Here is an 18,474-nt window from a genome sequence, read left to right as displayed (position 1 = left end):
ATAAAACAGTAATCTTAGAATATTAACATTTATCAAATCTAAAGGTTGGGGCTTGAAAAAAAAGCAACATAGGGCAGCTAACTTGAATTTACTACAATTTCTTTTTCATTCCGGCCTTATGGAAATTAGTAAAATGGATTGCTCAATGGCGTTAAGAACAAAAAATTTGTCTGACGCCTTTTCGGCGGAGTTTTTTTTTGTTTAGCCATTGAGTATTCATTTTGCGTTAAGATTTACATACAGCCTTGACTTTTTTGGTTCGTTTTTGGGTCAAGCCAAAAATGAACAGGAAGAGATTAGGGTAAGCAGTAGTTTAAACTTTTATAGCATATTAAGTGGTTAATTTACACCTATAATCGTATGATTTAGATTGATTTAGGAATTTCTAATATTTATTAGCCCAAATAGATTTTCATTCACTAGAACTGATTCATTCAAGTAATACCTAAAAACCCCAGTCTATTTCTTTTATCAATTGGTTCTTATAGAGATAAAACCTTCCAGGTTTCACTCTCCTAATTTTACCATCAACCTGATTATCAAAAAAACCTCGAAGGTTTGCGGAATTAAGACAATAAAAAATCAATTGCCTATATCAGGTTAAAATCAAAAATTGACCTTGTAGTCCGATATTTCTGCTGTAGCAACACTCCCATACTGGGCTTCCTTCATCCCCAAATCATAAGGAGTAGGCGTCATCCATTGGCTTCTCACACCTTCAACGGTAAGTGTTCCTGTAGGATCAATCGTGACAAAAGCATAAAGTGGATCTTTGTAAGCAGCAATATGTGGCAAGTTTGGATATTTTTCATACTGCTCTTTGGGGAATCGTTCCAAACTTGAATATTTCTCTCCCATCCATTGGTAAGACATGCTGTTAATTTCTATATAATCAATCCCATTCAGGTGACGATGAAAATCAATGTGATTGTGCCCATTAAAACAGCAAATGACTTTCTCTGCCTCAGCTTCCATTATTTCCTGAATGCGTAACCTGTTTTTCACTCCCCATTCGTGGTGCCAGAGACTTTGGTGAGAAAGAACAATCGTTGGTAATTTTGTAGTTGCAAGATCTGCTTTGAACCATTCAATTTGCTTATCATCAATATAGGTACGTAGGGAGTCATCCACATAAAAATTGGCATTTTTATAAGCTATGAATTCTCCCTTCTGGCATAAGAAATTAGCATCTAAAACAATGAAATGAACACCTTTTATATCATAAGAATAATAATTATTAGGCATGCCCCAGAAATCCTGCATTTCCTGCTTTGAGTTGCGATCCATGTCGTGGTTTCCTAAAACATGATATTTTGGAGCTTTGAAGGTTTCCCAAATGCCCATGAAATCCCTGTTTTTACTGTCTCCCATACAGAAGTCTCCCAATTGTATCACCATGTCTACCTCTCTAGTAATGGCCTTGTCTATAAATTCCTCCAACCGCTGATTGGCGTCTGGGATCAAATCTTTGTGTACATCAGCTACCAATCCAAAACGCAATGTTTTAGCATTATTGGCACTTGCAGCATTGGTTTTAAAAGACAGAGAAGTAAATGGTAAAGCCGCCAGCAAAGACCCTGCACCCAATTGGTGGACAAATTTTCTACGCTTCATAAATTAAATATCAGTTATTTTTATATGATTATAAACATTGAACAATGGCTAAAATCGATAGTTTTTTTTAATTCGCTATTGAATTAATACAAGCGCTTTAAATAGCTTTCTTTAAGAACAGTTTCGATTTCCTCCGAAGAAAAATCCTCACTATTGATATGGTCTGCTAACACTTTGGCTACAACAGGTAGCTCCTCTTTTTCTAGCCAGGTTTCAGGTTCCCATAGTTTTGACCTCAAAAATGCCTTTGCACAATGAATAAAACACTCTTCCACTTCAACGATTATACCTACTTCGGGAGATTTTCCATTAATTTGGTATTTTTCTAATAGCTCCGTGTCCCGGGTAAGTAAAGCATTTCCATTAATCCGCAAGGTTTCTTTCAATCCGGGAATAATAAAAATAAGGCCTATTTGAGGATTAGAAAGAATGTTTACCAATGAATCGCATCGCTTGTTCCCGATCCTTTCAGGAATGATCAAGTATCGCTCATCTAAAATCCCTACAAAACCCGCCGGATCGCCCCTGGGTGATACGTCACACTTTCCCTCTTTGCTAGAGGTGCTTATCAGAAGCATTGGAGACTTGGCAATGTAATTTCTACAATGGGCATCAATAAAATTAATAGATTTTTTTTTAACCATTTCCCTTGGGTAACCAAGAATTCCTCTCAATTCTTCGACAGTGCTAATTTGATTTTTAAAGGCATCATTCATGGATCTTTAGTTTACTTGTGAGGCAAAATACGGTTTATCTCTTTGTAGCATCAATAGCGGTCATCTAAGGATTCTCTCAAATCTAGTTAAACCTCATGAGGATACTGTAAAGACTTTGAAAACATTAATTTAATGATTAATTCCTATTTATTAGATATAGAAATACAGGATTGGTACCAACCTCCTATTGGTGAATTATTTCCATTGAATTTGAATTGTCATTTCCAAAATCAGATTAAAAGCCGGCTATTGCCTGCATCTTAGTAGGAACTATTTATCTTGGGTTTAACTTTTTAATCAGTAAAGGATGTTTTAGCCATTTAACAACTAATCAAAGGGAATTATGGGAAGTGAATTGGAGGTAAAACTTGAAGAAAAAAGCATAAAACCGACCACCATGAGGTTATTGGTTTTAAGGAAATTGGTAGAATCCACTGTCGCAGTGAGTCTTAATGATCTTGAAAGTAAGTTTGACCGAGCAGACAAGGCCACCTTGTACCGTACTCTCAAAACTTTTGAAAAGAAAAAGTTAATTCACAGCATAGAAGATGGGACAGGCGCCGTCAAGTATGCTTTGTGCGAAGAAGGCTGTGCCTGTGAACCTAAGGATCAGCACATCCATTTTCATTGCATCAAATGCAATGAAACTTTCTGTCTCACACAATCCAAAATCCCTCAGGCAAACATTCCAGGTGGGTTTAAGGCTTTAAGTATAAGCATGGTCTATCAAGGTATTTGTGGCAATTGCTCCTGATGCAGCATAAAATTTAAAATACCAGAGATTCATCCTATTTACTAAGACACCTTAAATTAAAAAGTGATTTTAAGCCATCTCTCCTTTGAAAAAATCAGTATTGCTTGCGCATGGAAAATGGCCCAAAACATATCTTCTTACTTTTCATAATTTGGAATATTTCAGTCAAAATATAGGTTAAGCCTATTCCCTAATACCTTTATAAAAACAAAGTAAGAACTGGAAATCTGCCCGCACAATAATTAAATAGCAGTCAAAATTATTAAATAGTATTTAATACCTGATAATAATTCTTTTTCTATTAATTGAATTTGAGATGGTTTTCGGATCGAAAAATTTTACCCTCTTTATTTATTCCCTAATAGTTTTATCCTTATTTCACTGTATTTAACTAAATTAGATAATGTGAACAAATTCTTCTTACACAAAAACATTAAGATGATAAAAATCCAATCAAATTGGGGCTTTTTGCTGTTAATCTTGTGTCTCATGATGCCCGGTTTTAGCCACGGACAAGCCGACACCCTTACTACTCCCTCAGACAGTATTATGATTACCATCATGATGAAACACCATCAGGACAAGAACATTGATGAGTTAAGAGAGATCCGTAACAAGAATGGATTTCTTGAAAACTTCCCACCTGCTTCAGCTCGAGTAATCAACTGGTATGTAATGATGGGCATAGGGCAGGTGGTAACCCTTAAAATACCTGCAAGTGAATTAAGAAATCTTAATATTGCAGTAGAAAAAAGTGTCTGGGGTGCCTTTTCTACCGAGTTCTACCCTACCTATGACCTTTATCCAATAATTAAAGACGCCAAAGATAAATTAAAAGTAGGTCAATAAATTTAAACTTAATTTAAAACAATATATTCAATTGATTATAAATTACTTATATACAATTATTTTAACAATACTTTACCCTACTATAATACTTAATTATAACAACCATGGCTAATAAAACTTGCCTTATTACTGGAGCAAATTCCGGAATAGGATTTGAAACAGCAAAAGCCCTTTGTGTAAAAGGTTATAAAGTAATTCTGGTTTGTAGAACAAAAGAAAAAGCCAATACTGCAATCTCAAATATAAAACTTCAGTATCCGGAAGCCAACATGGATTATGCCGTTGCTGACTTAAGTTCTCAGGCTGAAATAAGAAGTTTGGCTAAAGTGCTTGCTGAGAGGCAACAGGTGATAGATGTTTTAATTAACAATGCAGGAAGCTGGTATTCGGATATGGTTTTGACCGATGATGGCATAGAGCGACAGTGGGCCATCAATCACCTGGCTCCTTTTTTATTGACACATCTACTATTGCCTTTAATGATGGCCTCAGAAGATCCACGAATTATAACCGTCAGCTCAGATTCTCATTTCCATGGAAAAATTCATTTTGATGATGTCAATCTCACCAATAATTACCATGGTTTGCGAGCCTATGCTCAGTCCAAGTTGGCCAATGTCCTTTTCACGCGAGCATTTGATCAAATAAAGCCCCATAGAAAATTGACAATCAATGCCGTTCAACCGGGGCTGGTTAAAACAGATATTGGCTTGAAACATACCTTTTCCTTTCATGGATTGATTTGGAAATTGAGAAGGCTAACTGGAAAAACGCCTGACAAAGGTGCCGCTACGTCCATTTTTCTAGCTTCCAATGAAAAAATTAAAGGAGAATCAGGAAAATATTGGGACAATTGCAAGTCCAAAGCAGTTTCAAAAAAAGCAGCCAATACATATGATGCTGAACGCTTATGGAATTTAAGTCTTCAACAGTGTGGAATTACTGATTATTTTGGCCAAATAGTTTAATCACTACTGTAGACACGAAACAATCGCTCTAATAACCGCATCTTAATGGCTGTAGGAAAAAGACGAGACAGTTTGACCAATACCCAATTAATTTTACCAGGAATGATTATGGTTTTGCCCTTCAATAATCCTTTTAAACCTATCTCAGCCACCTCATCTGGCATAAATACTACTAAATTTGCCCGGTTTCCATGTGCCTTCATGCGTTCCAATCCTTCTGCATTGGTCACTACAGGACCGGGACAGACCACCGAGACCCCAACAGGTCCTCGTTTAAGCTCTTCTCTTAATGCGAGACTAAAGGCATATACAAAATTTTTGGACCCCGTATACACCGCCTTGTAAGGCAAAGGCAAATTGGCTTCCATACTGCTCATGTTTAAAATATAGGCTTTCTCTTGCTGTTGGAGCAGTGGTAAAAAATAATGACACATCCTGACCAGCACTTTATTATTTAAATCAACGATCTTTAGCTGTTTTTCCAAAGCTATATTTTCAAATCTTCCTCCTGTTCCTATTCCTGCATTGTTGATCAGCACATTGATTGTCAGCTTCATATCCATACAGAAAGCATACAATTGTTTTACAGCACCCTTCTCGGTCAAGTCAATGGTGAAAATATACACTTTCACTTTCCATAAAGCCAGAATCTCCTTTTGAACATCTGCCAATTGTCCATCAGGCAAAGCCACCAATACCAGATTCATCCCCCTTTCTGCACATGCTTTAGAAAAAGCTTTGCCTATACCCATACTAGCACCAGTAATCAACGTAAAGTTTTCTCCATTCATAAACATAAGTTATAAAATCCTGTGAAATAAACCTTCTAATCCAGTTTTTCTGAATAAAAACACTTTTAGTCGCTGAAACTTTAAATCTTTTTCATTGTCATTGTTTACCTTTATGGTCTATGCAAAACAATGATGTGATAAGAAGCTTGAGATATACTTTTGATTTTGGGGATGACCAAATGATTAAAATTTTTGGTCTCGCTGATCTGGAAGTAACCCGTACTGAGGTAAGCGACTGGCTCAAAAGAGATGATGACCCAGAGGCTTTACCTATCAATGATTTTAAATTGGCCGTGTTTTTAAATGGGTTGATCAATTACAAAAGAGGTAAAAAAGAAGGCCCACAACCCATTCCTGAAAGCAGATTGACCAATAATCAAATTATTCGGAAGCTAAAAATTGCCTTTGAACTTCAAAACGAAGACATTATGGAAATTTTAGCAGCTGCAGGAAGAGTGATGAGCAAACATGAAATAAGTGCCTTTTTCAGAAAACCTGAGCAAGCCCAATACAGGCTATGTAGGGACCAGGTTTTGCGAAACTTTTTACAAGGCATGCAACTTAGGTACAGGGCTTCTCAGAATAATAAAAAATGAGCAGCGTACAGTTAAACTCAGGTTTATCGTATAATGCATATACTTATTTAAAGGTTTGCACTTTGATGCTCTTTTGGCTGGTTTATTCATCAGTGAACAGTCAAATCCTAATTAAACCTATTCCTGATAAAACAGTTGTTTTGACTTTTGACGATGGTGTTGCCAGCCATTATTCTCATGTTGCTCCTTTGTTAATGGAGAGAGGCTTTGGGGCGACCTTTTTCGTTTGTGAATTTCCCCCTAACTTTTCGGACAGTACCAAGTACATGAACTGGCGGCAAATGCAGGAATTGGACCGAATGGGTTTCGAAGTGGCCAATCACACACACCATCATGCCCCTGTGGGAAAGTTATCTGAAGAAGAGGTTACTGGTGAAATAAATTATATAGAGGCAAAATGTGATTCTTTAGGAATTAAGCCTATGATTAGCTTTGCTTATCCGGGCTATTCAATAAGTGAAATCGTGCTTAAGGCCTTGGACAAAAAAAATTATTTATTGGCTCGGGCGGGAGGTAAAAGAGCCTACAATCCCTTGGAAGATCACCCCTATCTGATCCCCAGTTGGGCAACGGATTCAGAAAATGAGGCTGAAACAATGGAAGCTTTAAAACAGGCAAAAGCTGGCCAAATTGTGGTTTTAACCATTCATGGTGTACCAGATCTGGAACATCCTTGGGTAAATACCCCTCCGGACATGTTCTTAAGGTATCTGAATTTTTTAAGTAAAAATAAATACCGGGTATTGTCCTTTGAGCAATTGGCTGAGTACATAGATTTCAAATTAGCTCGAAAACAACTCAAGGTAAATTTTGAAAAACCATTAAGAAATTAGTCTCAAAGGATTAGGTTTTGTATTGACGCTAAATTTTGCTAGTTTTTTTCTCTATTTGGCTTCGAGGATTTTGCTTCAATTAGACTTCTTATCTTCCTATTTAGAAAGGCAATAAAAGGTATAATTCATTTTTCGGATAAGAGGATTTCAAGTTTTATGTATAAGTCTAAATACAAAATTAAATGCTAGAAATTTATGTGATTGATAGCGAATTAGATCCTTTGACACACAGTGAATATATTTGGTTTTTAGAAAATTAAGCAGTAATCTTGTCTTGAAAAGGGCTTTTTTACCGATAATGTCATTAAAAAGTCCCTTTTAAGATTTTTAGTAACGTATTTCAATTAATCATTTAACATATAAAACAATCATGTCCAAAAAAGTAGTTACTCTAGGTGAGGTAATGCTTCGCCTTTCTACCCCAGATTTTAAGCGTTTTGTACAAACTGATACTTTTGACATAACCTATGGTGGCGGTGAAGCGAATGTGGCTGGAGCCCTTTGCAATTATGGGCTGGAAGGCACTTTCGTTACTAAAGTTCCCGATAATCCAATTGGGCAATCAGCGATCAATCACTTGCGCAGGTACGGTGTGGACACACAATATATTGCTAAAGGTGGTAAGAGACTAGGCATATACTATCTTGAAACAGGTGCTTCAATGAGAGCTTCTCAGGTAGTTTATGACAGAGCTGATGCATCCATTTCAGAAGCTGAAATTTCTGATTTTGATTTTGATAAAATCTTTGAAGGTGCGGTTTGGTTCCATACTACTGGCATTACTCCAGCTTTGAGTGACAAAGCAGCAGCGTTAACTGAAGCAGCACTTAAAGCAGCCAAAGCGAAGGGTGTTACCACTAGTATTGACCTTAACTACCGTAAGAAATTATGGAGCAAGGAAAAAGCCAAAGAGGTAATGAGCAGACTTTGTCAGTATGTAGATGTTTGTATAGGTAACGAAGAGGATGCTGAAACAACATTAGGCTTTCACAGTAAGGAAACTGATGTGACCAAAGGTGAGCTGAACCTTGACGGATACAAAGATGTATTCAAACAAATGAAAGAAAAATTCGGATTCAAATACATTGCTTCTACCCTTAGGGAAAGTTACAGTGCTTCTGACAATGGATGGAGTGCATTGGTATATGATGGAGAAGAATTTTATCATTCTAAAAAGTACGACATTAGAATCGTTGACCGTGTAGGTGGTGGTGATTCATTTGCAAGTGGTTTCATTTATGGCTTGATTCAGGAAATGGGTCTTGCAGGGGCTACTGAATTCGCTGTTGCTGCATCAGCATTGAAACATACTTTCCCAGGTGACATGAACCATGCAACACTTGCAGAGGTAGAAGTGCTAATGGGTGGTGATGCTAGTGGTAGAGTTCAACGATAGTAACTACTAAACGACAAACCATGATACTTGATACATTATCCAATGCCGCAAGATACAATAGCGTGCATCCATTGTTTGAAAAAGCATTTGCATTTATTGCATCCAGTAATTTGGATGAGATGGAAGAAGGCAAATATGTCATCGATGGGGATAATTTAATAGCTGCCGTTTTTGAAAAAGGAGCTAAAACCCAAGCCGAATCCAATGAGAAATTTGAATGTCATGACAAGCACATAGACATTCAGGTTTTGATTAATGGGAAAGAAAGCATCGGATGGAAGCCGAGAGAAAAGTGTACAGAAGTAAAAGGAGCATACAACCCTGAAAAGGACGTATCTTTTTATGTAGATGAACCAGAAATGTATTTCGGTATGGAACCTGGACAGTTTGTTATTCTCTATCCTGAAGATGTTCATTCGCCTATGATTGGCGAGGGTATTATTAAGAAAATGGTTGTTAAAGTTAAAATTTAACAACAAGCACAAAGTTACTATAGATCAATAACTTATAAAAATTACCCCGGGAATTCTCCGGGGTAATTTACTTTAATCTAATCAAGATGAATAAAAACGAAACCATACTTAAAAAAATAACCGATCAGGCCATTCTTCCTCTTTATTTTGATGCGGATGAAACTGTTAGCCTTGAGGTTTTGAAAGCCCTTTATGCCGCAGGTATTCGCCTTGTAGAATACACCAACAGAGGTGAAGCCGCTTTGAATAATTTCAAGAAAATGGTTGCCTTAAGAAACAGTGACATGCAGGATTTGTTGTTGGGTATTGGTACCATTAAAAATGCACAAATGGCCACCACTTATATTGAGGCAGGAGCTGATTTTATCATTTGTCCTGGTCTTGTTGAAGAAGTGGTGGAAGTGGCTGACAAGCACGATATGTTATGGATTCCAGGATGTATGACTCCTTCTGAGATTATCAAAGCGGAAAATTTAGGAGCAAAAATGATCAAATTGTTTCCTGGTGACATGCTAGGACCCAACTTTATGGCGGGTATCAAATCATTATTTCCAAATTTAATTTTTATGCCAACAGGTGGCGTGTCTTTAGATAAGGACAATGTTGAGGCTTGGTTTAAAGCTGGAGTAAGTGCAGTAGGTATGGGCAGTAAATTGGTAAGCAAACAATTGCTTCAAGAGAAGAATTACAGTAAAATCCAAGAAATGGCAGAAAAAGCCATCGAGGTAGTCAATGAAGTAAAAGGATAAAATAAAAATAGCGGCCAAGAAATTGGCCGCTATTTTTATTTTATTTTTAATGTCACCTATTGCTTTCTTGCAAAGGATATTTTGACTGATTGAATCAAATCTTTTAAAACCCAGCGCTTCGAAAGCCTATTCTAATCTGTAGGTTTCATGTTTCGAATGGCACTTATTTTCCATTGTTTGCCTTTTTTTAAGGCTACAAAGGTGCTCCACATTTTTCGTTCAGTCCCATCCTCATTTTTAATGGTATATCGGGCATCTGCTAAAGCCACATCTTCTTTCAAATAACGCACTCTTTCTACCTTCAACACCCTGTCACCAGGGTTGCTACGCGAACTCGCAGCCATTCCTTTAACAGCAGCCTGCATACCGTGTCGCCATTCTCCGCTAGACACCAACTGATCCATGTCTTCTGTAATTATGTATTTGAGCATTACAGTATCGATGCTTTCTCTTGCCTGTGCATAGCTGGCAATCAGATCAATTATGGCTTTTCCATCTTCAAAGCTTTGGGCTTTGATAGAAAAAGAAGTACCTGAAAAAATCAATACAGATAATACAAAGGTTTTTGCTATGTTCATAAAAGATTGGGTTTGTAATAAAAGTAAGAATTTTTGTAATATTTCCCTATCTTTTTATTACTGTTTATTCAATAGTTTGCCTATTGAACACCCCTAACCCCATGATTTTGGGTCTTCGATCAAACAGATGTGATGCGTTTTTGGGTTTGAATGCTAGTCTGAAAAAAACTTATTCGCTGCTATTAAACTTTATCTGCTTTTATTTTTACGGTTTGCCTGCCTTAATTTCTTCTTGAATATTATTTCTTTATACCGTCCAACTCAATCGAAAATCCCACTCGCATTTTAGTTACGATAGGCATATTAGAGTGGAAATCCTTAGAGAATTCATTCACCTGCATATTGGAAGAGAAATTTTTGGAAAGGTCAATTATGGGCATATTTGATTCTTCTTCAGTTTCATCAACCCTAATTTCACCAGAATCATTTGGCTCATCCTTATCGGTTTCTATACCCTTGAACTTTGACTCAACCTTGGGTTCTTCAAAATTGAGGAATAATTCAGGTTTGAACTTTTTAATGGACTGAATATCTACCCCTGATAAAATTTCGCCTTGTTCATAAGGATAGTGTACGTTCTGTCCAAAAGAAGCAGTTGAAAATAATACAATTCCAAAAATAATTACTATTCTAATCATGGCTCTTTACTTTAATGAATGGTGCTATCCTATTATTATTGCAACGTTAAATTAAATATTAAGTTTGTAAATTCCCCTATCAGCCTATTAAATAGAGCCAATTATATTAATATTTAACAATCAATAACACACGGAAATGATTTTTTCTCACTTATCTACCGTGTTATGAGTATCCCCTTTTCGGTTCTTTGATGAAATTATATTTCATTCAATAAATAGCCACTCAAATCCATCCGCTACTCCTAATTTTTGTAGGAAACCTTCTTGTTTTTAACCCCCCTATGTTGCTTTCACCGTTTCCTTCTATTTCCTTTAATTCATGACTTTTAGTTTAATTTTTGTCAAATATCAGTGGAACTTTCAGCTATTTTCAGTTAAATTAAACAAGCAATTAAAAATAGCGTTGTTAAAACCATGAGATACCTTCTAATTGTTTTGTCCTTATTCTCCCTTTGCCAATCTAGAGAAGTAACTGCACAAACTGGCAATGACTATTCCCAAAAAGCGCCATCGAGAGACGGTATTGGCAAGGTATACATGGGAAGGGAGATTTCTCATGTTATGGGATTTCATGGGGTAGCTTGGCTGGAAAGAGAAAGTCGTTCGGAGGAAGAAAACACGGAACTGACCATCGCCAACCTTCCTATTAATAAGCGCAGCAAAGTGGCAGATGTGGGGGCAGGTTCTGGCTTTTATACTTTCCGCATAGCAGACAAGGTTCCGGAAGGCAAAGTATATGCCGTGGATATTCAACAAGCAGCCCTTAATTACATCGAGAACAAAGCTGCTAAACAAGATGTCGACAATGTAATCACCGTCTTGGGATCAGAAAAAAGTCCCAATTTACCAGAGAACAGCTTAGATTTGGTAATTATGGTGGATGTTTACCATGAGTTGGCCTTCCCTAAAGAAATGCTTCAAAATATCAAAAAATCCTTAAAACCTACGGGTAAGTTATTGCTGATCGAATACCGTGGTGAAGATCCTAAAGTGGCCATAAAACCACTACATAAAATGACCGTAAAGCAGGTAAAGAAAGAATTGGAAGCTAATGGATTCACGTTGACGACCAATGGCCAATTTTTAAATATCCAACATTTCCTGATATTCGAAAAAGCAGATTAGGTTCACTTAATATCCAAGGAAACCTCACAGCGTTGGCCAAGTAACATGGTGGAAATGGTTTCCTGGTCCCAGGTTCTTTTGAGTTGTTTTAGAATCGCTCCATATTCACTTTTATACTTTTTCCTTTTGATTGCTTCGACAAAGCGCCTAACATCTGTGCGCGTTTCTAGCAATAAAGGGGGTACAGCAGTTGGCTTGTCATCCTCCCCTTTTGCTACCATGGTAAAGTAACAAGTGTTGGTATGTTTCACTACTCCTGTTTTTACATTTTCCGAAATTACCTTAATGCCAATAATCATGGAGCTGTTCCCTACGTGATTGACAGAAGCCTTCAAGGAAACCAACTCTCCTACTTCCACAGGTTGTAAAAAATCAACGGTATCCACAGAAACCGTTACACAGTAAGCGCCGCTGTGTTTAGTAGCCGCAGTGTAGGCTACCTTATCCATCATAGAAAGCAATATGCCTCCATGAATTTTCCCGCCAAAATTGGCATACGAAGGAATCATAAGTTCTGTAATGGTAACTCGGGAAAAACTGGCCGGTTTGGCACTTAGGGATGCACTCATGTATCAAGAGGATTTGTTTAAATCAACACAAGTCGTAGCGACTTGCGCGTACAAATATATAGATGATTTATTTAAATCAGCCTGTAGGAGGCAAATGGATTTCCTAATTCCCTATCTTGATCGTACTCAAACCATAAAAATTGGAGAGACGTAATGATTTTGTCAGCATTGTTGCAGAAAATAGCAACAATACCGCCAAAATCTAGATGCTCTCCTCATTCATCATCCAAAGGTTGTCACCCTTGGCTACAAAATGCCACTCTTATGGGGTTACTTACAAATAGTATTTCATCCCCTACAAATCCGGTCCTAGGCAAAACTATACCAAAAGCATTAGTCCCTTCGCTTAATAGTTCTTCAGCAAGGATCTCCTTTGGCTGTTAATGATGAAATACCTGCCGTCAACACCTTTGGTAACCATAAGATAAACATCCTTTTCAGGATGATAATCCAATTCATTTAAAATCTGTAATTCATCAAAAACCAGTGAATCCATCTTTAAAAATTCCATTTCCATAAGGGCTTTTTCTTGTGAACCTTGGTTATTACAAAAAGCAAATAACAGCGATAATGAAAGCAAAAAACAAAAGTGTTTAAGGAGTATATCGTAACAGTTTTATTTAAAACTAATTAATTAGAATTAAAAACAAAGTTTTTAAAACCGTTTAACGATATCATTAGTAAAGCTAATGAGGGATGGGGTGCCTTAATTAAAAAAATTCAACTATCAGGAAAATCGATTACCATTGGTCTAATAAACCAACCAATAAAAAAAATAGCAAACTTATGTACCCACCTATCTAGCTAACTTTTTATATTTATAAGTTCGATATTAAAAACGCCCCCCATGACCCTAAACAATTCCTTGAAAAGTTACTTATTTTTACTCTTTCTGCTTCTATTTTTCCAGGCCCAAACCTATTCTCAACAAGCCTTCATTCCAAAAGATGGCGATAGAATAGTTCTCTTAGGAAATGGCTTGATAGAAAATGAACAACATTATGGATTCCTTGAATATAGGCTTACTGGGTTCTGGCCTGAAAAGCAACTTAGCTTTAGAAACCTTGGCTGGTCCGGAGACACGGTTTTTGGTGAAGCAAGAAGCTATTATACCAATCCACCCAGCCCCTATGATTTGCTTATTTCGCAAATAAAAGCAGCCAAACCGGACTGGATAATTATAGGCTATGGAAATGTGGAAGCGCAGGATGGTGCTGAAGGATTAAACCACTTTAAAGCAGGATTGAACCAATTGCTGGACAGTGTAGCGTCCATGGCTGTTAAACCTATCTTGCTATCTACCATCCCTCAGGCAATCTCAGGATCTGATGAGCTATTGGCCAAGAGAAATGAAGCCTTTCTGCTGTACAACCAGGCCATCGCCGAGATTGCTGAAAATAGGTCCCTTGGTTATGTTGATATTTTCAAGGCCTTCAATACGAATGACCAAATGAAGCACTACGAGAACAACGGTGTGCATTTGAATGAATCGGGATACTTGCTTCTTGCGGATACCCTATTGGAGCAACTGAAACTTACAACACAGATTCCTTCCTTTACCATTGATGCTTCTTCAGGTGCTATTGAAAGCAATGTGGCGACTGATAATTTCACAATAACGGATAAATCCAAAGGTTTCTCATTTAACAGTACCCTACATGCAACTTCATCACCTGTTGCTAAATCACAATCGGAAGGTCAAAAAATAACTGCGAATGGGTTGAAGAAAGGAACATATACCCTCTCCATCGAGGGTAAACTTCAGGCCGTAGGAAGCAGAAAAGAATGGGAAGAAGGAATTGCCTTGGTCAATGGCCCATCTTTACAACAATCCCAGCAATTGCTGAAATTGATAAGAGAAAAGGATAAAATCTATTTTCAGCAATACCGACCACAAAATAGAACTTATATCCTGGGCTTCCGATCCCATGAGCAAGGCAGACACAAAGAAGGTTTGGCGGCCTTGGATGCCTTAATCTATTGGATGGATGATCAAATCAATCAAACCAAAAAGCCAATAAACGCTCAATACTTAATGGAACGATTGCCTTAAAATACCGGCGCGAAATCGATTGAATCCTTTTAATGAAATATCCTCTAATACAATGAACTTGGAATCAATAACCTATATAAAATGTTTGCCAAAAAAGGCCAACCGGCAGAAGAAATCACCCCAATTCCTCTGGAATAAAATTTCTTTGGCCATCCTACTATTTTTAACAAGTATTTCGGTTCATGGCCAGAATGCCCTTAGAGATATCCCCTCCCCCGATCCTCAAGACCAAATGGACCGGTTTCAGGTTGCCGAAGGATTTGAAGTCAATTTATTTGCCACCGATCCAATGGTGGTCAAGCCCATCCAAATGAATTGGGATGCTCAAGGGCGCTTGTGGGTGGTAAGCAGTACCATTTACCCACATTTGAAACCCGGTGAAACCGCGAATGATAAAATCCTAATCATAGAAGACACAGACCGAGATGGTATTGCAGACAAATCTACGGTTTTTGCTGAAGGACTACTGACCCCTACCGGCTTACTGCCTGGAGATGGTGGCGTATATGTGGCTAACTCAACCGAAATATTGCATTTAAAGGATACAAATGGAGATGGCAAGGCAGACGAAACTAACCGAATACTTACCGGTTTTGGAACCGGAGACACCCACCACCTCATCCATACCTTTCGTTGGGGGCCTGACGGGTTGATGTATTTTAATCAGTCGATCTACATCTACAGTCATGTGGAAACCCCCTATGGTATCCGTAGACTTGAAGGAGGCGGTGTGTGGCAATACAATACCAAAACCAAAAAATTAGAAGTCTATGCCAAAGGCTTAATTAACCCTTGGGGCCTACAATTTGACAAATGGGGCAAAAGTTTTCTTACAGATGGGGCTGGAAGAGAAGGTATTAACTATGCATTTCCTGGTGCCACTTTTGCTACCGCACCAAACGCTGAACGTATTTTAAGCGGTTTAAACCCCGGTCAACCCAAACACAGCGGTTTGGATATTGTCTCTGGAGCACACATGCCGAACGATTGGGAAGGGAGTTTGATTACCAATGATTTTAGAGCCAACCGAATCAATCGATTCGTTTTGGAAGAGCAAGGCAGCGGATTTGTTTCCAACCAAGCCGATGATATTTTGTGGACAGATCATATTGGATTCCGGCCTGTCGATATTTTGATGGGGCCTGATGGCGCTATTTATATTGCGGATTGGTACAACCCTATCATTCAACATGGAGAAGTTGACTTTTATGATTCCAGAAGGGACCAACAGCATGGCAGAATTTGGAGAGTAACTAAAAAGGATAGTCCTTTGGTCAAATATCCTGATTTCCAAAATAAAAACATTCCCGAGTTATTAGAAGCCTTAAAATCTGAAGAAACCTGGGAAAGATTGCAAGCGAAGTTAATCCTTAAGAACAAGGACGAACAGGAAGTAAAGGATGCCTTAAGCAAATGGATTGAAGCCCTTGAGCCTTCCAATCCTTCTCATGAACACCATTTAATGGAGGCGCTTTGGCTGCATCAGGCCATTGGAGTTGTGAATGTGCCATTATTAGAAACCCTTTTAACTGCTCAAATCCCGGAAGCTAGGGCTGCAGCCATAAGGGTATTGGTGCATTGGAAAGAAGAAATACCTGAAGCCCAATCCCTATTGGTAAAAGCCTCAAATGACAATGATGCTACAGTAAGGTTAGAAGCAGTGGTAGGGATTCAAAATTTCAGCACCATGGCAGCAACAAATGCTGCCTTGGGGACCTTAGATCAAACCATGGATGTCAATTTGGACTTTGCTTTGTGGCATACCATCAATAGATTAAGCCCGGTATGGTTGCCAAAATTATTGAGTGATCCCGGTTATTTTGGTGACATGGACAAAACCATATTCGCGCTAAACACGGTAAGTGATCCAAAATCTACTTCTTTGCTCGCTGAATTGTACAGCAGCAACAAAGTTCCGGAAAAACACCTGGAAGCGGTGCGTGAAAAATTGGCTAAATACGGTACAGCGGAGGACTTAACCAAAATATACCTTCAAGTAATCAACCCAACAACAGCCGATACAGGCAAGCAGTTACAAGACCTGGAAATACTTCAGAAAGCAGCTGCAAGCAGAAAACTGAAACCACAGCATACTTCTGATCAATTGAGAACTTTGCTTAGCGAAGGAGATGAATCTGTAGCAATTAAAGTATTGCAGTTGATCGGCTTGTGGAAAAAAGCAGACCTTTTGGATCTCCTTTTACAAAAGAATATGGCCGAAAATGAGGAGGTAAGAAAAGCAGCCATGGAAGCCATGGGTAAGCTTGACGATGCAGACAGCCAGGAAGTATTACTTACCATGGCCACAACCCATAAAAATGAAAGTATTCGGATATTGGCCATTTCTCAGTTGGTAAAAACTTCACCGGAAAAGGCGGCTGAAGCTGCCATGGTAATGCTATCAAAAAAGCCCTCGGATACAAACACCCGGGATTTATTTGCTGCTTTCCTTTCTTCCAACAATGCAACGGCAGTATTGGCAGATGCGATGTCCGGCACAAAAATACCCACAGAAACAGCAATATCAGGTAGAAAGGCCATGCAAGAATTGCTCCCTTGGCATAGAAGAACCAAGGCTGGTGCCGTTAAGCTAAAAGATGTCTTGGAAGCCTCAGGAGGGGTTTTACCTCCGGAAAAAATGCCTCAGCAATTGGCCGACCGAGAAATCTATCTCCTTGGAATAGAAGTCAAAACGGAAGGAAATCCAGTTATCGGTGAAGCCATATATAGGCGAGCGTCTATGATGTGCCAAAACTGCCATGGCATAGGTGGTGCAGGTGGTCAGTTGGGACCTGATTTAAGTTCTTTGGGTACAAGTTTACCTGTTGACAATATTATCAAATCTATCCTTGACCCTACAGAATCAATTAAGGAAGGTTTTGAATTGCAGAAAGTGACAAAAAATGATGGGGGAATTGTCATGGGTTATTTGGTAAATGACGGTGCCAGGGAGGTTGTCATCCGCGACATGGCAGGAAATGAAAATGGCATTCCTAAATCTCAAATCAAGGGTTTGGAAAAGGTTACCGGTTCTTTAATGCCTGCAGGAATTACCGCAAGTCTGGAAAAACAAGAATTTATTGACTTGGTGAGTTACTTGTCCAAATTGGGAAGCAATGGGGATTTTAGGGTTACCAATGAAAAATTGGTTAGGCGATGGAAAGCAGCCCCTGATTTCAAAGCTTTAGCTAAGGTAGAAGGTGTCAGTAATTGGCAAAGTCTACTTGGCAAGGACATCAGCCCCATGCAAAAAAGTCTTTACAGTAAGGTAGCAGGAGATTTACCTCTTGCTGATATTCCTGAAATCACCGACAATTCAGGTCAAAAATTCAGTTTGGTTCAATTTGAAGTAAATATCCTCAAGGCCGGAGAATTCAGTTTTAAATTAACCGGAATTGATCAGGCCAAAATATGGGTAAGTGGCAAAGAGGTTTCCTTAAATAAAGGTGTAGGCGCTACAAATCTTAAGGTAGGTAAACAGTGGGTAAACATTGCCATTGACCGGAAAAAAGCCCTTTCAGGTTCCTTAAAGGTGTCGATAATAGATGGAAAAGCCAATAGTGCTCAAAGTCAGGTGATTTTAGGGAATTAATGGTACGCGAGGTATAAGGATAATATGACTGTTTAATATGAATTGAATATTAAAGCCATTAATTACCCTTATCTCTTCCTGTTCATTTTTGGCTTGATCCAAAAACGAACCAAAAAGATAAAGGCTGTATGTAAATCTTAACGCAAAATGAATACTCACTGGCTAAACAAAAAAAAACTC

The 18,474-nt window shown here is 38.2% G+C and carries 18 protein-coding genes; 11 read left to right on the top strand and 7 right to left on the bottom strand.

Annotated features, from left to right (window positions below; genetic code table 11):
• Positions 1-606 precede the first annotated feature (606 nt).
• Both AAC073_RS24635 and AAC073_RS24630 read right to left on the bottom strand, forming a co-directional pair.
• Positions 607-1,614, bottom strand: coding sequence for a metallophosphoesterase (locus AAC073_RS24635; protein WP_339926452.1), 1,008 nt, complete (start codon positions 1,612-1,614; stop codon positions 607-609).
• 83 nt (positions 1,615-1,697) lie between these two features.
• Positions 1,698-2,330, bottom strand: coding sequence for a pyridoxamine 5'-phosphate oxidase family protein (locus AAC073_RS24630; protein WP_339926451.1), 633 nt, complete (start codon positions 2,328-2,330; stop codon positions 1,698-1,700).
• 343 nt (positions 2,331-2,673) lie between these two features.
• Between AAC073_RS24630 and AAC073_RS24625 the strand changes: the two genes are divergently transcribed.
• The 3 genes from AAC073_RS24625 to AAC073_RS24615 all read left to right on the top strand — a co-directional run bounded on the left by AAC073_RS24625 (position 2,674) and on the right by AAC073_RS24615 (position 4,901).
• On the top strand, positions 2,674-3,084 hold the full coding sequence (locus AAC073_RS24625) for a transcriptional repressor (protein ID WP_339926450.1): 411 nt from the start codon (positions 2,674-2,676) through the stop codon (positions 3,082-3,084).
• A gap of 489 nt (positions 3,085-3,573) precedes the next feature.
• Positions 3,574-3,933, top strand: coding sequence for a hypothetical protein (locus tag AAC073_RS24620; RefSeq protein ID WP_339926449.1), 360 nt, complete (start codon positions 3,574-3,576; stop codon positions 3,931-3,933).
• A 104-nt stretch (positions 3,934-4,037) separates the two neighbouring features.
• Entirely contained in the window at positions 4,038-4,901 is an 864-nt protein-coding gene (locus AAC073_RS24615; RefSeq protein ID WP_339926448.1) for an SDR family NAD(P)-dependent oxidoreductase, read from the top strand.
• Here the strand turns inward: AAC073_RS24615 and AAC073_RS24610 are convergent.
• Complete coding sequence (locus AAC073_RS24610) at positions 4,898-5,692, bottom strand: SDR family NAD(P)-dependent oxidoreductase (protein ID WP_339926447.1); 795 nt, start codon at positions 5,690-5,692, stop codon at positions 4,898-4,900. The genes AAC073_RS24615 and AAC073_RS24610 overlap by 4 nt on opposite strands.
• 119 nt (positions 5,693-5,811) lie before the next feature.
• Here AAC073_RS24610 and AAC073_RS24605 point away from each other — a divergent pair, with 119 nt between their 5' ends.
• The 5 genes from AAC073_RS24605 to eda all read left to right on the top strand — a co-directional run bounded on the left by AAC073_RS24605 (position 5,812) and on the right by eda (position 9,739).
• Positions 5,812-6,288: a DUF1456 family protein gene (locus AAC073_RS24605; protein WP_339926446.1), complete on the top strand. Its 477-nt coding sequence runs from the start codon at positions 5,812-5,814 to the stop codon at positions 6,286-6,288.
• Complete coding sequence (locus tag AAC073_RS24600; protein ID WP_339926445.1) at positions 6,285-7,121, top strand: polysaccharide deacetylase family protein; 837 nt, start codon at positions 6,285-6,287, stop codon at positions 7,119-7,121. Before AAC073_RS24605 ends, AAC073_RS24600 begins: the two co-directional genes overlap by 4 nt.
• Before the next feature lie 370 nt (positions 7,122-7,491).
• Positions 7,492-8,517, top strand: coding sequence for a sugar kinase (locus tag AAC073_RS24595; protein ID WP_339926444.1), 1,026 nt, complete (start codon positions 7,492-7,494; stop codon positions 8,515-8,517).
• A 20-nt stretch (positions 8,518-8,537) separates the two neighbouring features.
• Positions 8,538-8,990 carry a YhcH/YjgK/YiaL family protein gene (locus tag AAC073_RS24590; protein WP_339926443.1) on the top strand — a complete coding sequence of 151 codons (453 nt, stop codon included), beginning with the start codon at positions 8,538-8,540 and terminating at the stop codon, positions 8,988-8,990.
• 86 nt (positions 8,991-9,076) lie between these two features.
• Entirely contained in the window at positions 9,077-9,739 is a 663-nt protein-coding gene (gene eda / locus AAC073_RS24585) for a bifunctional 4-hydroxy-2-oxoglutarate aldolase/2-dehydro-3-deoxy-phosphogluconate aldolase (RefSeq protein WP_339926442.1), read from the top strand.
• 131 nt (positions 9,740-9,870) lie between these two features.
• Here eda and AAC073_RS24580 read toward each other — a convergent pair whose 3' ends face one another.
• Both AAC073_RS24580 and AAC073_RS24575 read right to left on the bottom strand, forming a co-directional pair.
• Entirely contained in the window at positions 9,871-10,317 is a 447-nt protein-coding gene (locus AAC073_RS24580) for an SgcJ/EcaC family oxidoreductase (RefSeq protein WP_339926441.1), read from the bottom strand.
• Positions 10,318-10,556: 239 nt separating this feature from the next.
• The gene (locus AAC073_RS24575; protein ID WP_339926440.1) at positions 10,557-10,955 is read right to left on the bottom strand and encodes a hypothetical protein; all 399 of its coding nucleotides are present in this window, start codon (positions 10,953-10,955) and stop codon (positions 10,557-10,559) included.
• A 414-nt stretch (positions 10,956-11,369) separates the two neighbouring features.
• On the opposite strand from AAC073_RS24575, the gene AAC073_RS24570 reads away from it, so the two are divergent.
• A complete protein-coding gene (locus AAC073_RS24570) occupies positions 11,370-12,080 on the top strand; it encodes a class I SAM-dependent methyltransferase (RefSeq protein ID WP_339926439.1) in 711 nt (236 codons plus the stop codon).
• Between the two features lie 2 nt (positions 12,081-12,082).
• On the opposite strand, the gene AAC073_RS24565 is transcribed toward AAC073_RS24570, so the two are convergent.
• Both AAC073_RS24565 and AAC073_RS24560 read right to left on the bottom strand, forming a co-directional pair.
• Positions 12,083-12,649 carry an acyl-CoA thioesterase gene (locus tag AAC073_RS24565; protein WP_339926438.1) on the bottom strand — a complete coding sequence of 189 codons (567 nt, stop codon included), beginning with the start codon at positions 12,647-12,649 and terminating at the stop codon, positions 12,083-12,085.
• A gap of 346 nt (positions 12,650-12,995) precedes the next feature.
• Positions 12,996-13,160: a hypothetical protein gene (locus tag AAC073_RS24560; RefSeq protein ID WP_339926437.1), complete on the bottom strand. Its 165-nt coding sequence runs from the start codon at positions 13,158-13,160 to the stop codon at positions 12,996-12,998.
• A 336-nt stretch (positions 13,161-13,496) separates the two neighbouring features.
• On the opposite strand from AAC073_RS24560, the gene AAC073_RS24555 reads away from it, so the two are divergent.
• Positions 13,497-14,702, top strand: a complete 1,206-nt coding sequence (locus tag AAC073_RS24555) for an SGNH/GDSL hydrolase family protein (RefSeq protein WP_339926436.1) — start codon at positions 13,497-13,499, stop codon at positions 14,700-14,702.
• 52 nt (positions 14,703-14,754) lie between these two features.
• Positions 14,755-18,294, top strand: a complete 3,540-nt coding sequence (locus AAC073_RS24550; RefSeq protein ID WP_339926435.1) for a PVC-type heme-binding CxxCH protein — start codon at positions 14,755-14,757, stop codon at positions 18,292-18,294.
• The last annotated feature ends 180 nt before the right edge of the window (positions 18,295-18,474 follow it).

This window comes from uncultured Cyclobacterium sp. (assembly GCF_963977555.1).
Lineage (GTDB): Bacteria > Bacteroidota > Bacteroidia > Cytophagales > Cyclobacteriaceae > Cyclobacterium.
This window is presented reverse-complemented; position numbering and strand designations above follow the sequence as displayed.

Excerpts from the sequence above, each read along its gene's own strand:
- AAC073_RS24600 (WP_339926445.1), top strand. The coding sequence starts at position 6,285 with ATGAGCAGCGTACAGTTAAACTCAGGTTTATCGTATAATGCATATACT.
- AAC073_RS24620 (WP_339926449.1), top strand. The coding sequence starts at position 3,574 with ATGATGCCCGGTTTTAGCCACGGACAAGCCGACACCCTTACTACTCCC.
- eda (WP_339926442.1), top strand. The coding sequence starts at position 9,077 with ATGAATAAAAACGAAACCATACTTAAAAAAATAACCGATCAGGCCATT.
- AAC073_RS24605 (WP_339926446.1), top strand. The coding sequence starts at position 5,812 with ATGCAAAACAATGATGTGATAAGAAGCTTGAGATATACTTTTGATTTT.
- AAC073_RS24560 (WP_339926437.1), bottom strand. The coding sequence starts at position 13,160 with ATGGAATTTTTAAAGATGGATTCACTGGTTTTTGATGAATTACAGATT.
- AAC073_RS24550 (WP_339926435.1), top strand. The coding sequence starts at position 14,755 with ATGAACTTGGAATCAATAACCTATATAAAATGTTTGCCAAAAAAGGCC.
- AAC073_RS24625 (WP_339926450.1), top strand. The coding sequence starts at position 2,674 with ATGGGAAGTGAATTGGAGGTAAAACTTGAAGAAAAAAGCATAAAACCG.
- AAC073_RS24570 (WP_339926439.1), top strand. The coding sequence starts at position 11,370 with ATGAGATACCTTCTAATTGTTTTGTCCTTATTCTCCCTTTGCCAATCT.
- AAC073_RS24590 (WP_339926443.1), top strand. The coding sequence starts at position 8,538 with ATGATACTTGATACATTATCCAATGCCGCAAGATACAATAGCGTGCAT.
- AAC073_RS24615 (WP_339926448.1), top strand. The coding sequence starts at position 4,038 with ATGGCTAATAAAACTTGCCTTATTACTGGAGCAAATTCCGGAATAGGA.
- AAC073_RS24610 (WP_339926447.1), bottom strand. The coding sequence starts at position 5,692 with ATGAATGGAGAAAACTTTACGTTGATTACTGGTGCTAGTATGGGTATA.
- AAC073_RS24595 (WP_339926444.1), top strand. The coding sequence starts at position 7,492 with ATGTCCAAAAAAGTAGTTACTCTAGGTGAGGTAATGCTTCGCCTTTCT.
- AAC073_RS24580 (WP_339926441.1), bottom strand. The coding sequence starts at position 10,317 with ATGAACATAGCAAAAACCTTTGTATTATCTGTATTGATTTTTTCAGGT.
- AAC073_RS24630 (WP_339926451.1), bottom strand. The coding sequence starts at position 2,330 with ATGAATGATGCCTTTAAAAATCAAATTAGCACTGTCGAAGAATTGAGA.
- AAC073_RS24635 (WP_339926452.1), bottom strand. The coding sequence starts at position 1,614 with ATGAAGCGTAGAAAATTTGTCCACCAATTGGGTGCAGGGTCTTTGCTG.
- AAC073_RS24565 (WP_339926438.1), bottom strand. The coding sequence starts at position 12,649 with ATGAGTGCATCCCTAAGTGCCAAACCGGCCAGTTTTTCCCGAGTTACC.
- AAC073_RS24575 (WP_339926440.1), bottom strand. The coding sequence starts at position 10,955 with ATGATTAGAATAGTAATTATTTTTGGAATTGTATTATTTTCAACTGCT.
- AAC073_RS24555 (WP_339926436.1), top strand. The coding sequence starts at position 13,497 with ATGACCCTAAACAATTCCTTGAAAAGTTACTTATTTTTACTCTTTCTG.